Genomic DNA, 15,685 nt, shown 5'->3' on the forward strand with positions numbered 1-15,685 from the left:
CGGCCATACCAAAGATCTTTTGCTTATTTTTCCATACTCACATGCAATTCCCCTTCTTTGGGCTGAGTAAACAGGCTAGTGACTACAAAGCCAAGTAGTGAAAGGAGAATAGGGAAGACCACTGTGTGAAACCCGAATGGATTCGGATAAAATTGATCTAATAAAATATAGGACCCCATCCCTAAAATCATTGAAGTGATAGCCCCATGTTTATTGCCCTTACTCCAATATAGTCCTAAAACCACTGGCCAAATAAAGACCGACTCAAGCCCTCCAAAAGAAAATAGATTCAGCCAAACAATCAAATCTGGCGGACTTAAGGAGAACAATATGACAATAATTCCAATGATTGCAGTCACACTAAAACTAACCTTTTTCACAAGATCATTCCCTGCGTCCGGCTTGATGTAATTTAAATAGACATCTTTCACTAAAGCAGAGCTAACTAAAATCAATAAGGCATCCACAGTCGACATAATGGCTGCCATTGGCGCAGCAAGAACAATACCTGCCGCATATGGCGGCAGTACTTTCATCGATAACATCGGCATAACCGTATCCCCAATTTTCACACCTGGGAGAACGGGTCTGGCGAACACGCCAATGAGATGCATACCAAGCATGATAAACCCGACCACAATGGTTCCAATAATAATCGCACTGTGCATCGCCTTTGAATTTTTATAGGACATCGCTCGGACGGCAATTTGCGGCAAACCGACGACACCAATCCCTACTAAAATCCAAAAGGAAGAAACGAAGGTTGGTGTCAAACTCCGCTCAGCCCCAAAGGGACTGATTAAATTAGGATTTTCTGCTGCCAAGTCTGAGATAATCTTTGGGATTCCTCCACCAGCCTTAATCGTTGCGATTAAAAGGATTAATGTTCCTCCAAACATAACCACCCCTTGGATGGTATCCGTAATGGCAACCGCTCGAAAGCCGCCGACAATCACAAAGACGAGAACCGAAAAGGCAAAGATTAATAGAGCGGTCGTGTAGGGTAATCCTGTTAAACTTTCTACCAAACGTGCTCCGCCAATCCATTGCGCGGTCATCGATGAAAATAGAAAAATAATGATACTCGCTGCTGACATTAATACCACTGCTTTACTTTTGTACCTCTCTTTTAAAAAGTCAATCAGGGTGATGGCTTTGTATTGACGAGAAATAATGGCAAACTTCTTACCTAGGACCATTAATGTAAAATATCCAGTGGCTAATTGGGCCATGGCTAGGAGAACCCAGCCTAATCCTTGCGTATAAGCTACACCTGGACCACCGATGAAACTGCTGGCACTGCCATATGTCGCCACCATCGTCATTGCCAATATGAAACCGCCCATTTGACGTTCCCCTAGAAAGTACTCCTCTAAGAATGAATGAGATTTAATGACAAATTTATTTGACCACATGCCAACAGCAAAGATAATGAATAAGAAAATTAAAAGAGGCGTAATGACGGCCCAATTCATTTGATTTCCCCCTCTTCCTCGTCAAAGGGAACATCCTTGAATAATACCTTTACCGTAAAAATAACGAGAATAACCATCAAAACAAAACCTACGATACAACTATAAAAAAACCAAGCCGGCAACCCCCATATGTATGTGTAATTTTCTACTTTGGTTGAACCGAGGCCATAGGCAAAGCCGTACCACCAAAGAAAATTAATTAAAACAAGGATTATTCCAATCACAGCTTCCCTGTGAGCAATTTTGAAACGCTTGTCTTGTGGATAACCACTTTTCTCCATTGTCTTCCTCCTAGCTGAAAACTCATCTGTCATATTCATGTTATTTTTAACTTATAAAGAAAAAATAACCAACCTAATCCTAAATGAAAATGAACAAACACGCAAAGAAAAAAACCTATCTGTTTTGCGGATAGGTTTTTGGGAAGGATGTATTATTTAATTACATGTCCCATGTGGGCTAGGGCAGCCGTTTGCTTCTTTTTCTACTTGGATGGTGCTGTGTTCGATGTGAAATTGGTCGTGAAGAATCTTTTGGGATTGGGAGAGGATGTCATCATGAACACCGTTATCTAGTATGGAAATATGGCAGCTCAAGACGGGATACCCAGAGGTAATTGTCCAAATGTGCAAATCATGGACTTCCTTTACGAATGGGATCTTTTTAAGTTCCTCTTTCACATGACTAATATCAATCTGTGATGGCGCCCCCTCCATTAAGATATGAAACGAGTCCTTCATCACCCTGTACCCACTGAGGAGAATCAAGACAGCAACAATGACACTCGCGATTGGGTCGGCAATCCCCCAGCCGAAAAACATAATCAATAATGCAGCAACAATGGCGCCCACCGATCCCAGCATATCTCCTAGGACATGCAAGAAAGCACTTCTGACATTCAGGTTTTCGTCCTTGTCACCCTTCATTAATATCCAAGCAGCGATAATGTTTACAATCAGCCCCGTCACAGATATCATCAGCATTCCAGTACTTTGCACCTCTGGAGGATCGAAGAAGCGTTGGAACGCCTCAAAAAAGATATAGATGGAAATAACCACAAGTGTTAAGCCGTTCAGGGCAGCAGCAATAATTTCAAAGCGTTTATAGCCATACGTCTTTTCCTGCGATACCTGTTTCTCACCGAGCTTAATGGCAAAAAAGCTTAACCCCAGTGCGGCCGCGTCACTCAGCATATGCCCTGCATCTGACAAGAGCGCCAAACTGTTTGTTAACAGTCCTCCAATTACTTCCACGATCATAAAGGCTGCAATTAATAGGAAGGAACTCAACAATGCATGTTTATTACTCGTATGTGAATGACCATGTGAATGTCCGTGCGAATGGCCATGTGAATGACCATGATGATGATGACCCATGTTAATCCCCCCCGAGCTCTCTGATTAGAGTGGCTCATTTATTTATCTTTTTCTAAACCGAAAATATTACGATTAACGCTAGTGTTTTCTATTCTTAATATTTTGATGTATGCCTCTAAAACGGCCGGTATAACCGCCCGAAGAGACCGTCATCATTCAAACCACCATTTGATTATATGATATTCAAATGGTGGTTTGATTGTCAATCATTTTCCACATTATTCATTTAAAAAGAAAGCGTTCGTTTCCTTAATTAAAATTTTTAATTTTCCCACTATTAACAGAGCTATTGTATTCAATAATGTTATAGCGTTATAATATGTTAGTGTAATAATACGGTAACGTGCTAAAGTAAATTATTAATAGATAAGGTGGTAGTATGAATATGAAACGTTTATCAACAATTGTTTTAGTCATAGCAGCATTATTCTCCATCCTTACGGGTTGTTCCTCGAAAACGACTGAAGTAAAGGACAACACGTTGGTCATTGGGATCGATGATAAATTTGCTCCAATGGGGTTCCGGGATAAAGATAACAAGATTGTTGGTTTTGACATTGATTATGCCAGTGCAGCAGCCAAAAAAATGGGGAAAAAGGTAAAGTTCCAACCGATTGATTGGAGTACAAAAGAAGCTGAACTTAGCAGTGGAAGAATTGACCTCATTTGGAACGGATACACTATTACAGATGAACGTAAAAAGAAAGTTCTTTTCACAAAGCCATACTTAAAAAATGCCCAAGTGGTTGTGACCATGGCTGATTCAAAGCTAACTAAATTAAACGATTTAGCAGGTAAAGTAGTCGGCCTGCAAACACTATCTTCCGCATCGGATGCTTTAGATGCTTCACCAATCAAAGCAAAGATAAAGACTGTAACCGAGTTTTCAGATAATGTCCAAGCTTTAACCGATTTAAAGAGCGGCCGGTTGGATGCAGTCGTAATTGATGAAGTTGTCATTGATTATTATATGTCAAAAGAAAAAGAAGCCTTCAAGATTCTTAATGAATCATTAGCTCCTGAAGAATACGGAATTGGCGTTAAAAAAGGGAATGAAGACTTACTGAAAGACCTGCAAAAAGCACTCGACGAGATGAATGAGGATGGCACAGCTGCCCAAATTTCGGAAAAGTGGTTTGGCGAAAATAAAGTATTAAACTAATAACGAATATAGAGCGAACAGGATTTCCATAGGGAACCCTGTTTTGCTTTTGGAGGAAATCAAATGTCTGTTGATTATCTAATTTCCATACTAAAACCGATGCTCGAAGGGGCACAGATGACCATCCTCTTGTTTTTGATTGCCATTGTCGTGTCCATTCCGCTCGGGTTTGTTTTAACGCTAGCTGTCGGCAGCCGTTTTAAACCACTCTCCTTGCTTGCAGAAGGCTATATTTATGTGATGCGTGGAACACCGCTGCTACTTCAATTGTTATTTATCTGTTTTGGGCTGCCGATGATTCCAGTGGTTGGTGAATATTTAGTATTGGATCGCTTTGTTGCTGCCTGTATCGGTTTCATCTTGAACTATGCCGCTTATTTTGCTGAAATCTTCCGCGGTGGGCTGCTTGCGATTGATAAAGGCCAATATGAGGCATCACAAGTCCTTGGCTTAAATAAATGGCAGACCTTAACGAGGGTCATCCTGCCGCAAATGTTCCGGATTGCCCTTCCATCCGTTGCGAACGAATCTGTGACGTTAGTGAAAGATACCGCCCTCCTCTATGCGGTTGCTGTTCCTGAATTGCTGCATTTTGCGCAAACAGCAGTCAATCGTGACTTTACCATTGTTCCATTCTTCGTCGCTGGAATTATTTATTTGATCATGACGCTTCTGTTAACCATGGTCTTTAAAGGGCTCGAAAAACGGTTCAAATTTGAATAAGAAGGAGCGGTGAAGATGCCTGTTATTGAAATATCTAACCTAAAAAAATCATATGGAAACCTAGATGTTTTAAAAAATATTACATTTGATGTTCATAAAAATGATGTTGTTGCGGTAATCGGTCCATCTGGTTCAGGAAAAAGTACGATGCTCCGCAGTTTGGCCCATCTGGAAAAAATAGATGCTGGAAGCATTGTTGTTTCTGGAAAGCATTTAGTGAAAGATGGCATTTACGCAAATCCGCAAGAATTAAAAGAAATTAATGCAAGAATGGGGATGGTTTTTCAGCATTTCAACCTCTTTCCACACCTTACCGTGAAAGAGAATTTGGAACTTGCCCCTAAAATGCTGAAGAAAGAATCGGCTGCTGCTATTCAAAAAAGAAGCAGTGAACTCCTTGATAAAATTGGTCTTGCTGACCGGGCCAATGCCTATCCGGCAAAACTATCAGGCGGACAGAAACAACGTGTAGCCATCGCCCGGGCACTCATGTTAAATCCAGAAATTCTGCTCTTCGATGAGCCGACTTCTGCCTTAGACCCTGAATTGACGGGTGAGGTGTTGAAAGTCATGAAGGATTTGGCGGAAGAACACATGACGATGATTGTCGTCACTCACGAGATGGGCTTTGCCCAGGGAGTTGCAAATAGAGTTATCTTTATGGATAACGGGGAGATTGTTGAATCAGGTTCGCCTGCAGAGCTGTTTACGAACCCGAAGAATGAACGGACAAAGGCCTTTTTACAACGTAGTCTGAAATAATCCTTTACTTACCAAAAAACGGCTGATCGCTCAGCCGTTTTCTTATTTTTCCACCGAACCATCCTTTAGTGCCACCCAAAACGCCACGCCAATCGATGCAAACATGACCAGAAACGGGGCATAAAATAGCAAAAAATCATCCATCACATTCCCCCCTTACGCATGTTCATCATTCCGATTTCCTTGGACATATTCTTTGTTAAACAAAAACAACTTTAACAACAGGTACAATGACGGGATGAGTAATCCCAGCCCTGCAATAAAGGCCACAATCAAGGCAATTGCCATTGATTGATTGGTAAAGCTGTCGTACAGGGTGATATACGGATATAGTAAATATGGATAATGGGATGCACCGTAGGCAAGGAAGGCAAGGGCAAATTGCCCGACCAATAGCCAGAATGCCAGCCCATAGGATCGCCGCTTCCAAATTAAATAAACCGTTCCCGCAAAGAAAACAACCGACAATCCGAACAGCCACCAGAGGTCAAGTAAACGCTGATAATGTTCAGGATTATGGGTCTTCATTTCAAAAATAATCCCGGCCGCCGTAATAATAGCTGGTCCGGCCCAGCTAAGTGCATACTTCCGCAACAGATTCGTAGCTGCCTCGTCCTTTGCATGATGGGCATACCAAGTCAAAAATACAGCGGATATATATAACACTGCCGTTAGACTTAGTACGACAATACTCCATGATAATGGGCTCGTAAACAATGCCCAATTATCGAGGACCGGTGCCGAATTTTCAATTTTCACAAAGCCGCCCTCCGAAATGGACAAAACACTCGACAACGACGCAGGAATGAATAATCCCGTTAACCCATATAAAATAGTGTACCGCTTATGTCTGAGCCCTCCGTAGGTCGTAAACGCATAATACGCCCCTCGAATCGCCAGTAGAATAATTGCGATACTTGCCGGTACAAGCAGGGTGGTCCCAAAGTAATAGGCTGTTTTTGGAAAAAAACCAACCATCCCGACGAAGAAAAACACTAAAAACACATTCGTGACTTCCCAGACAGGCGATAAATAGCGTTGAATGATCTTCGTTAAAATATGTTGTTTTCTGGTTAATGTACTGAATGCGTTAAAAAATCCTGCCCCAAAGTCAATCGATGCAATGATAATATATCCAAACAAAAACAGACCCAGTGCGGAAATACCGATGATTTCGAGTGTCATTACGCATCACCTGCTTTCTCGGCGGCTCTGTCGGCCAATTCTTGTTCCACTGTATTCTTCCGGAACATCCGCCACAGGACAACCACACTGCCCACACCAAGGACAAGATAAAGGCCAGCAAATAACACCAGCATAAGATCAACTTGATTACTTGTTGTTGCCGCATGTTCTGTCCGTAATATTCCCCGTAAAATCCATGGCTGGCGGCCGACCTCATCGAGCCACCATCCAGCTTCAATTGCTAGAATAGAAAGAGGACCACCAAGCACAATCAGCCAGCGAAACCACCGGGATAAAACAAATCGCCATTGACGCCATCTACCCATGACATACAAGAATGAGAGCAGGGTCATCCACATACCGATGGTTACCATCGTATCAAATAAATAATGAATATAGAGCGGCGGCACTTCATCCTTCGGAAAATGATCAAGCCCGACTACTTCTGCACTTGGGACTTCATGGGCCAAGATGCTGAGTGCAAAAGGAATTTTCAGTGCATATTTCACTTCCCCATCATCAAGCACACCATAAAGAATGAGCGGCACATCTTTTCCCGTTTCAAAATGCCACTCAGCCGCAGCTAGTTTTTCCGGCTGGTATTCAGCTAAATACTTCCCGGAGAAATCTCCTAAAAGAGCGGTGGCTACTGAAAAGACGAATCCAAGTTTCATGGTTAGAAACAAGGCTTTTTTATGGTAAGTAGAATTGGAACCTCTCAATAACCGGAAGGCACCAATCGCAGCGAGGACAAAGGCGGCAGTCATATACGCGGTGACAACCACATGGGCAACTTTTGTTGGCATGGCCGGGTTAAACATTGCCAAAATGGGACTCACATCCACGAGCTGACCATTCACTACATCGAAGCCCCGCGGCGCATTCATGAATGCATTCACAATCGTAATAAAGACAGCTGAAAATGTGGCCCCTAATGCCACGGGAATGAGCAGGAGCAAATGTTTTTTCTGGTTTTCGAACCGATCCCATGTGTATATGTATATACCTAAAAAAATGGCTTCAAAAAAGAAAGCAAAGGTCTCCAAAAATAACGGCAGCGCGATGACATTTCCAGCTAACTGCATAAAGTTGGGCCATAGGAGTGAAAGCTGCAACCCGATTGCAGTCCCAGTTACAACACCAACAGCTACGGTAATCACATATCCCCTTGTCCATCTTCGTGCTAATAAAATATAGTGTTCGTCCTGTTTCTTGATCCCGACCCATTGAGCAATCATAATCATCATCGGAATGCCGACGCCGATGGTTGCGTAGATAATATGAAAGGACAAGGTTAACTCTGTCAGTACACGGCTAAAAAATACGGCCTCTTCATTTCCCATTCACTTACCACCTCTCTTATCCTGAAAACAGCCGTCCAATAATGGATATTCCCATAATGGAGGCCACTATAAAGGCCAGCCAAATGAGATTCCGTTCATGTTTTTTATAAATAACAATCCCCCCTGCCGTCCTGTAAATTCTCCCCATACATACCATTCCCAAAATTATCGCAGAATATATTGAACAACTTTGGAAAGTATCCTCAATAAATAGAGGCTATGGAGTTCAGTCCACACCCCCCGCTACAGCCCCGCTTTTCGTTTTTCTGCCAAGACGAACGGTCAGGACTACTCCAAATTTATGCATTCCTAACATCAGGATTCCCGCAAACATTTGATCAAGTCTTGTGTTAAATGTTGATGGTAGAATATCAAGGGAGCTTAATTGGCTTAGTTGGGAAGGTGAGATACAGAGATTTGCGGTGAGTTCAGATAGAAGAGGATTATTCATTCCACCTATGAAAGCAGTGATAATAAATAGCAAACAGGCAGGCATAATGACTAGACCGCTAAGAAAAAGATAACGTTTATTCTGTTCATGTGAATGCTCCTTCTTCGGGTCAGGGACGGTGATTGGCTGCCACATCCGAAAAGATAGGAGCAGCAGTACAAATAAATATCCATTATGAACAATAGAGGTTTGGGCTAGAGATGTTAACACGATTGGGAAATGGTACATTAGGAACATCGCCCCAAACGCATACAAGGCGGCTTTTGACGGCAATACGTACTTGCTGACTCGTTTTGTTAGGGAATGTTCTCGAAGGGACTGGATTAAAGCATCCGGGATCCCTAATACAAATAAAGGGGAAATAATAAAATATAAAATACTCATTTGAAGCATGTGCAGGCTAAACGACAGATGACTAATTGTTTCAAATGGACTGCCAAAGGTTAAGTACATGATGCCTAAACTGAGGAAATATAGCAGGGGCTGCTTTTGATAAAATTTGATATTTGTATAAGATGCTGTTACATATACATAAATGGCGGCTAGGCAAATGAGGCAGGCTAATAATGGCATATTCCACAACAATTGACCTTCCAGCCACATCGCATAGAACATGAAATCCCCTCCCTACACTATTTAAAGCGAACAGATAACTTTAGATTTTATGATTTTTTTACTGTTATATGACAAAAAGAAGAACCATGTGGCTCTTCCTTCTAACGTTTTCTTGCAAGGGGTGTCTTTTTTAAAAAATTACTTTCCATTTTCTCATAGAACTCAATTAACCAAAGGATAACCTTGTTTAATTCCTTGAATCGAATTAGTAAGAAATGGACGGCAAATGCCACTCCTGCGCCGATCAACATTCCTGCTGCCACATCTAGTGGATAATGTACTCCTGTCCAAACACGGGACATAGCAATTCCTGCAGCTAAAACTAACCACATCCAGCCGTCCCGTTTTTTCCAAATCCAAATGGCTGTTGCAATTACGAATGCTGCTGTCGCGTGGTCACTTGGAAACGAGGCGTTTTTCGCATGCGGAATCAGCCAGTTTACATGATGGGCGACAAAAGGACGATTCCGGTAAAAGAAGTGGCCGATTTCTCCGTTTATACTTAATGCAACACAAGCAGCCAAAATAGCTTCAACGACCATTTTCCGATTATGTGATTTACGATAAAACCAATAAAAAATGATTCCTGCGAAAAATAAATACTCTGCTTTTTCTGCTAAAAAAATCATCAATGGATTTAAAAATCGCTCACTGATGGCTAGGTGATTGATGATTTGAAAAATACTATAGTCTATATTAGACAACTTAACTTAACCTCCTCATTCATGTTTTCCCGCTATCTTAAATTCGTAACGGTGAAGAATAATTAACGAATCCCAAGTGCCTGACACTCTTTTTTTGGTCTAGGATGTGAGCAAACAACTCCACGATTTTTTCTGGCTTGTCCAGCTTTATTCCCTGCTGGTAAGAATCGACCGCATGCTCCCAGTGATTCATTCTATTCTGATCCTTTAATACACTTAGAAATTGCTTTTCCAATGAAGATTGATGGTCAAGCTCAAATACGAGCTTCTTACGTTTTAGATATTGAAGATTTATTTCCTCTTGTCCAGGAAGTGCGGAATGAACAAAGATCGGCAGTCTTTTTCGGATTGCTTCACTTATGGTGACTCCTCCTGGTTTTGAGACAATCGCATCAACTTCTTCATAAAGTAAATTCATTTCTGAGCGGGAAGAAAGATAGGTTAGTGGTTTAATATGATCTAAATCCCACGAAAGGATTTCATCATAAAGCTTCTTGTTTTTCCCACACAGAACCAAGAACTCTAAGTTTGAGGAGCTTTTTAATTCCTCAGCTAACTTTAAAAGCCCGCCTAACCCGCTATTCCCGCCAGATAATAAGATTTTGGGACGACCATCCTTGGGTTGTTTTCGCTTAACGGTTTTCGAAATTTCTTCATGGACAGGAATCCCCGTAACAATCATCTGTTGATCTGGAATTTGATATCTTGTGCTGAGTCTTTCTTTGACCTCTTGACTAGGGAGGAAATGGAGGTCGATTCCCTCTTTTCCCCAAACACTATTAATAAAGAAATCGGTATAGACATTAATAATCGGTATGTCGCATTTCCCCTTCATTTTTAACTTACTTAGAAGATAGGACGGGAACCCATGCGTACAAACAAGTAAATCAGGTTTTTCCTCTGCTATTAATTGCTCCATTTTCTTCAGAAAGAGCGGTTGATACCATTTAAAGGCCTGTTTTTTTGTTGGCGGTACGTAAAAAAAGCTCTTGTAGGCGATATTATAGGTGTCCGGTGCGTATCGAATCCAATTTAAATAGCCCTTTGTGATCACTTTTTCTAACGATTTATTTGTATAACTCAATAAGTCAATTTTTTTCAAACTAATGTCATCTGTATGATGTTTAAAAAGGTCCATTAAAGCCTCAGCCACTTGATGATGGCCCGACTGCATTTGTAAGAGTGGTAAAAACAAAATCTTCTTCACTTATTCCATCTCCTGTTCTACTAGAAATCATCCTTAAAAAATAATAATTTCTAAATGACCCTTCCACTGTATCACTCATTTCTAGAAAAACTGGCTTTTTAATGGATTTTTAATCTTCCCTTCAGCTTTTTTTTAGTTTGGTTGAAAAAAGGCAAAAAGCCCGAAAAGATGTCTTTTCAGGTTTTATTTGTGTGTCTATTTAGGTAATTCCTTCTCTTCCCCTTTATATACTTAAAGATCATATATAACGAAAAAAGAAAGAAAAATACAATTCCTACATATGGAACATAGTCTGGATTTATATGAAATACTTTCCCCGCAAAATAACCCCCAACAATAAAAGGAATGGTCCAGAGGAAAGTGCCTATCATGGAAAAAACCAAAAACCTCCGAAATGGAATGTTGTTGATCCCAGCAAAATATGGGCTTATTTGCCGGATACCTGGCAGATAAAAACCGATCAGGATGGTTTTACGAACATTTCTCGTGTATTTACCACTTACCATTTCCCAACGGTCAGCAGTAATCCCTACATACTTGCCGTACTTTTTAATAAACGGGAACCCTACAAATTTTCCGACTGAATAAGCGGCCAGCATTCCAGTAAATGCCCCAAGAATAGAACACAGCATGGCCAGCCCCAATGAGAGCTGATGATGAAAACTCAGCACACCGATTAAAAAGAGCAGCGATTCTTCCGGAGCAGGAATACCGACAATCCCAAAGAATAAAAAAAGAAAAATAACAAAGTAACCATATATATTAATATAATTTATTATTGTCTCTACATTCATAGGAGCCTCTAAAAGGAAACTTCTTCTAATGCAATAAATTTTGTTCCCTTTTTAACATTTTCCTGTAAGTAAATTTCCAAACACTTTAGCATATAATAGGGCGCTAGCTTATCTGCCCCCCATGTTTCCCCACAATCATGAAGCAGCAACACGGAACCTGCTTCCGTCGCTTGGAGCAGTTGATTAAGCAGACCGTTTTTGCCTTTCGCTGCCTTCCAATCGCCAAAGATATGCGACCACATAATCACTTCAAATCGCTTACTCAAAAATAAGCTAAAAAGATTAAAGCTTCCCCACGGTGGCCGATAGAAGATTACTTTTTTATTGGTGATTTGATAGATGGCCTGTTCTGTCATTTGTAATTGCCTCTTGAAATGAAAGGGCGTGAGAATCCAGCTAGAAATATGGTTATAATGATGAATGCCAATCGTATGCCCCTCCTGACACATCCGCTTGATAATGTCAGGGTAGGCTTTCACTTTGCTGCCCACCACAAAAAAGGAGGCCTTTACCCCATACTTTTTCAATAAATCAAGCAATTGTGGTGTATATTCAGGATTGGGACCATCATCAAACGTTATGGCGATCGCCGGGGCATGTATCCTTTTAACGATTCTCCGTCCGCTCATTCGAATGAGGAGAGTTGGTACTATCGCATAGATAAGGAACAAAATGAATAAAAGCATAAAACTCACAATTAAAATTTTTATCACTCAAAAACATTTCCTTTCCATCTTTCCTTAGGCAGGAACAACTCCACTTCTGTCCCCACTCCCTCCGTACTTTTTACGATAATTTCACCTTGGTGCTGCTTCATGATATTTTTTGCAATCGACAATCCTAGACCTGTCCCGCCTGTCTCCCGGCTTCGGGCCTTGTCCACCCGGTAAAAACGTTCAAAGACATTTTCTATTTCACACTCAGGGATGCCAATTCCGTAATCTTTAACCGTAATGATTGTCCATTGTTCCTTTTCCTTTAAATACACATCGATTCTATCTTTACTGTATTTGATAGCATTATCGATTAAGATAATAATTGCTTGTTTTAATTTGACTTCATCTGCTACAACTGAGATGTCAGGTTCTTGATGATGGAGGATGATTTCTCTTTTATAGGCGCTTTTAAGCTGCTTAAAAATAAGCTCACACAAGGCTACTACGTTAATTGATTTTGCTTCTAAATGATTTCCTGATTCTGTATCAGCTAAATCCAAAAACCGCTCGGTCATCTTTTGAATTCTTGTAGCTTCCAAATGAATCGATTCAATCGCATCATGGGCAACCTCTTCATTTTGTAATCCACGTCTAAGAAGGAGATCAGCATAGCTTTTGATTACCGTGAGCGGGGTTTTTAATTCATGGGAGGCGTCAGAGATAAATTGCCTCTGTTTTTCGAGATTGGCCTCTAATCGGCCAATCATCCGATTAAACGTTACCGCCAATTTTTGCAATTCATCCTTTGTCTCATGTTGGATGATAATTTTCTTCGGAATCCCACTTTTTTCAATATCCTCCATGGTGTTAATCATATTAGAAATCGGCCTCATAATTAGATTCGACAGCCATCTGCCCCCGAGCAGTGATAATACCGCTCCTAAAATGGTACAAAACGCAAGAATGGAAAGTAATAAATCTTTTCCCGTTTCTAATCCGGCTAGTTTCTCTCCGAACTCCAGTGTTCCTACAACTTGTCCATGTGATTGAATCGGCACCCTGACAATCGCAAATTGTTCTTCTTGATGATTAAGTCGAATGGTCCGCCTTTGAGTACCCTTTTCGCTAGTGAATTTCGGCTTTATTATCGCAGCCAATTGCGGATCGTTTGTTACTTGATTCATTATTTTCGCATCCGGCTGAACAATCCTTATAAACGATTGATTCGTTAGATAAGGGGTTAATTTTTCCTTAATAACAGACTGGGAATCTTCCTTGTTTATTTCATTTATCAAGTAATCAGCCTTTTGAAACAATTCACCATCTTCCATATTGACAGTAATCTTCATAAATGAAAAAAAGACCACCGCATTCACAGCAAGTAACACACAGATAATCCAAGCTGTGGTAATTAGATTAATTTTTGTGGTAATCTTCATTTCTTTAATTCTCCCTTACGGTATAACCGATTCCCCTTACCGTTTGAATAATCGTCGGGTCTGAAAAACCCTCTTCAATCTTCTTGCGTAAATGTCTGATAAATACATCAATAACATTTGTTTCCCCTTCATATTCATATCCCCAAACATCAAGAAGGATGCTTTCCCGTGTGACAATTTTATTTTTATTGGATAGTAAATACACGAGTAGATCGAATTCCTTGGGAGTTAACGTGATCGAAGTCTCCCCTCTTATCACCTCTCGTGTATCAAGATTAACGGTTAAATCTCCTACCGCTAATAAGGAGTCATCCGCTTGTGCGGCCTTGACCGCAATGGAATTTTGACGAAGACATGAGCGAATTCTTGCTAATAATTCCTCAATTTCAAATGGCTTTGTAATATAATCGTTGGCTCCTTGATCGAGTCCGGTAACTTTATCCATTGTCGTATTACGTGCTGTTAATAAAATTACTGGGATTAGGTTATTCTCTTTTCGTAGTTTTCTTAACAGCTCAATGCCATTCATCTCAGGCAACATAACATCTAATAAAATTAAATCAAATTTTTCGTTCAAGGCTGCCTGCAAACCTGATTTCCCGTCATACGCCACCATTACTTCATATCCCTCATAGTCGAGTTCAATCCTTAATATCTTGGCGATCTGTTTTTCATCCTCTACAATTAAAATCCGCTGTTTCATTGTCATCCCTCCTTTTTCATTCATTAGCCTTGGCCGAAAATTTACATATTTGTATAACGAACTATCTCTCTCTAAGATCCAACTCATTCAATTTAGCACTTTTTTTGCTTAGTTTTCTTTTTTTCATTGAATTTTAATCTTTCGTCGATCTCTAGGTTCATGAAAGATTCCTAGTTAACGTCAAAAACTCCTTCATTTTGATGGAAGGAGTTTTATAAGATTTTGGTGTCAGGCACCTATTAAATTTGATTATTTGCTTTTTCAGGCATTAGTTCTTGCAGCGAATGTTTGCGAATCGCTAAGACTAGATCGGCTAGGAAATACAATCCTATTGCTGACCAGACCCATGCCCAATATGGCTCCACAGCCCCGTATGTTGAGACAATTACCGGATGGATCCATTTAATACATAGCAGCGACAGCACCATCCAGGCTATTGAAAAGGGGACGCAAATATGACCATGAAGCTGCAGGGGGGTGTCGGTGTAATCCCACCATTTCCGGTTAAAAAGCTTTTGCAGAAGCGCTCCTGTTAAATATTCCACCAAAGTTGGGATGAGGAAACAAAGAAATAGGACTACTCCCCCATTTGTTTCTGGTGAAATTAAATAGACCAAGAGCACAGGGGTAATGCCGTACATCGGTTTAAATGGTCCAAAGAGAAAATTCGGCTTAAAAAATTCCCGTTTCGTTATAAAGTTATAGCTGTTTTCAAGGAGCCAGCCTAAAAACGAATAAACGGTGAAATAAAAAATAAGCGCGGCTGCTTCATCTAGATTAAAAAGAGTAGGATTTTGAAACTCAATTCCATTCAGCAAGTTAATAATCATGGCTGAACCACCTTTCATGGATAAGAATTTCCCACTTTAGGTTTAACAGCCATGCTTCCAAATATACTAAAAAATCCCTATTTTGTGCTTTTCAAACTTGGGAAAATACGCATTACATAAAATTAAACACAATGTTGATTAATGTTCATTGTGTATATTATAATTCGTTTATTAAGAAAGGCAATCAACAATAAAAAGCTATCTGTCTATTACTTAACACAAACGAATAAAACGTTTATTTTTTCTAAAAAAAATTTTTT

The 15,685-nt window shown here is 40.4% G+C and carries 18 protein-coding genes; 3 read left to right on the top strand and 15 right to left on the bottom strand.

Annotated elements, in window-relative coordinates; genetic code table 11:
• Positions 1 to 23: 23 nt before the first annotated feature.
• The 3 genes from panF to ACE198_RS08725 all read right to left on the bottom strand — a co-directional run bounded on the left by panF (position 24) and on the right by ACE198_RS08725 (position 2,851).
• Positions 24 to 1,475, bottom strand: coding sequence for a sodium/pantothenate symporter (panF, locus tag ACE198_RS08715; protein WP_375375239.1), 1,452 nt, complete (start codon positions 1,473 to 1,475; stop codon positions 24 to 26).
• The gene (locus ACE198_RS08720) at positions 1,472 to 1,756 is read right to left on the bottom strand and encodes a YhdT family protein (protein WP_375375240.1); all 285 of its coding nucleotides are present in this window, start codon (positions 1,754 to 1,756) and stop codon (positions 1,472 to 1,474) included. Before ACE198_RS08720 ends, panF begins: the two co-directional genes overlap by 4 nt.
• A 156-nt stretch (positions 1,757 to 1,912) precedes the next feature.
• Complete coding sequence (locus ACE198_RS08725) at positions 1,913 to 2,851, bottom strand: cation diffusion facilitator family transporter (protein WP_375375241.1); 939 nt, start codon at positions 2,849 to 2,851, stop codon at positions 1,913 to 1,915.
• Between the two features lie 385 nt (positions 2,852 to 3,236).
• Between ACE198_RS08725 and ACE198_RS08730 the strand changes: the two genes are divergently transcribed.
• The 3 genes from ACE198_RS08730 to ACE198_RS08740 all read left to right on the top strand — a co-directional run bounded on the left by ACE198_RS08730 (position 3,237) and on the right by ACE198_RS08740 (position 5,498).
• On the top strand, positions 3,237 to 4,013 hold the full coding sequence (locus ACE198_RS08730) for an amino acid ABC transporter substrate-binding protein (protein ID WP_375375242.1): 777 nt from the start codon (positions 3,237 to 3,239) through the stop codon (positions 4,011 to 4,013).
• 63 nt (positions 4,014 to 4,076) lie between these two features.
• A complete protein-coding gene (locus tag ACE198_RS08735; protein ID WP_026567764.1) occupies positions 4,077 to 4,736 on the top strand; it encodes an amino acid ABC transporter permease in 660 nt (219 codons plus the stop codon).
• Positions 4,737 to 4,751: 15 nt separating this feature from the next.
• Positions 4,752 to 5,498, top strand: coding sequence for an amino acid ABC transporter ATP-binding protein (locus ACE198_RS08740; RefSeq protein WP_375375243.1), 747 nt, complete (start codon positions 4,752 to 4,754; stop codon positions 5,496 to 5,498).
• Between the two features lie 42 nt (positions 5,499 to 5,540).
• On the opposite strand, the gene cydS is transcribed toward ACE198_RS08740, so the two are convergent.
• The 12 genes from cydS to ACE198_RS08800 all read right to left on the bottom strand — a co-directional run bounded on the left by cydS (position 5,541) and on the right by ACE198_RS08800 (position 15,425).
• Positions 5,541 to 5,642, bottom strand: a complete 102-nt coding sequence (cydS, locus tag ACE198_RS08745) for a cytochrome bd oxidase small subunit CydS family protein (RefSeq protein ID WP_375375244.1) — start codon at positions 5,640 to 5,642, stop codon at positions 5,541 to 5,543.
• Between the two features lie 12 nt (positions 5,643 to 5,654).
• Positions 5,655 to 6,683: a cytochrome d ubiquinol oxidase subunit II gene (locus ACE198_RS08750; RefSeq protein WP_375375245.1), complete on the bottom strand. Its 1,029-nt coding sequence runs from the start codon at positions 6,681 to 6,683 to the stop codon at positions 5,655 to 5,657.
• Positions 6,683 to 8,026, bottom strand: a complete 1,344-nt coding sequence (locus tag ACE198_RS08755) for a cytochrome ubiquinol oxidase subunit I (RefSeq protein ID WP_375375246.1) — start codon at positions 8,024 to 8,026, stop codon at positions 6,683 to 6,685. Before ACE198_RS08755 ends, ACE198_RS08750 begins: the two co-directional genes overlap by 1 nt.
• A gap of 16 nt (positions 8,027 to 8,042) precedes the next feature.
• The gene (locus tag ACE198_RS08760; RefSeq protein WP_375375247.1) at positions 8,043 to 8,174 is read right to left on the bottom strand and encodes a hypothetical protein; all 132 of its coding nucleotides are present in this window, start codon (positions 8,172 to 8,174) and stop codon (positions 8,043 to 8,045) included.
• Between the two features lie 78 nt (positions 8,175 to 8,252).
• Positions 8,253 to 9,092, bottom strand: a complete 840-nt coding sequence (locus tag ACE198_RS08765; protein WP_375375248.1) for a cytochrome c oxidase assembly protein — start codon at positions 9,090 to 9,092, stop codon at positions 8,253 to 8,255.
• Between the two features lie 101 nt (positions 9,093 to 9,193).
• The gene (locus ACE198_RS08770; RefSeq protein ID WP_375375249.1) at positions 9,194 to 9,796 is read right to left on the bottom strand and encodes an undecaprenyl-diphosphatase; all 603 of its coding nucleotides are present in this window, start codon (positions 9,794 to 9,796) and stop codon (positions 9,194 to 9,196) included.
• Positions 9,797 to 9,833: 37 nt separating this feature from the next.
• The gene (locus ACE198_RS08775; protein WP_251458146.1) at positions 9,834 to 11,003 is read right to left on the bottom strand and encodes an MGDG synthase family glycosyltransferase; all 1,170 of its coding nucleotides are present in this window, start codon (positions 11,001 to 11,003) and stop codon (positions 9,834 to 9,836) included.
• A gap of 176 nt (positions 11,004 to 11,179) precedes the next feature.
• Positions 11,180 to 11,797, bottom strand: coding sequence for a DedA family protein (locus ACE198_RS08780; RefSeq protein ID WP_375375250.1), 618 nt, complete (start codon positions 11,795 to 11,797; stop codon positions 11,180 to 11,182).
• Positions 11,798 to 11,805: 8 nt separating this feature from the next.
• A complete protein-coding gene (locus tag ACE198_RS08785; RefSeq protein WP_375375251.1) occupies positions 11,806 to 12,510 on the bottom strand; it encodes a polysaccharide deacetylase family protein in 705 nt (234 codons plus the stop codon).
• The gene (locus ACE198_RS08790) at positions 12,507 to 13,892 is read right to left on the bottom strand and encodes a sensor histidine kinase (RefSeq protein ID WP_098572289.1); all 1,386 of its coding nucleotides are present in this window, start codon (positions 13,890 to 13,892) and stop codon (positions 12,507 to 12,509) included. The genes ACE198_RS08785 and ACE198_RS08790 overlap by 4 nt, the downstream gene beginning before the upstream one ends.
• A gap of 4 nt (positions 13,893 to 13,896) precedes the next feature.
• Positions 13,897 to 14,595, bottom strand: a complete 699-nt coding sequence (locus ACE198_RS08795; protein WP_098572288.1) for a response regulator transcription factor — start codon at positions 14,593 to 14,595, stop codon at positions 13,897 to 13,899.
• A gap of 239 nt (positions 14,596 to 14,834) precedes the next feature.
• On the bottom strand, positions 14,835 to 15,425 hold the full coding sequence (locus ACE198_RS08800; RefSeq protein WP_375375252.1) for a putative ABC transporter permease: 591 nt from the start codon (positions 15,423 to 15,425) through the stop codon (positions 14,835 to 14,837).
• Between the last annotated feature and the right edge of the window lie 260 nt (positions 15,426 to 15,685).

Origin of the sequence: Neobacillus sp. KR4-4 (genome assembly GCF_042136325.1) — a bacterium.
Classification (GTDB): domain Bacteria; phylum Bacillota; class Bacilli; order Bacillales; family Cytobacillaceae; genus Neobacillus.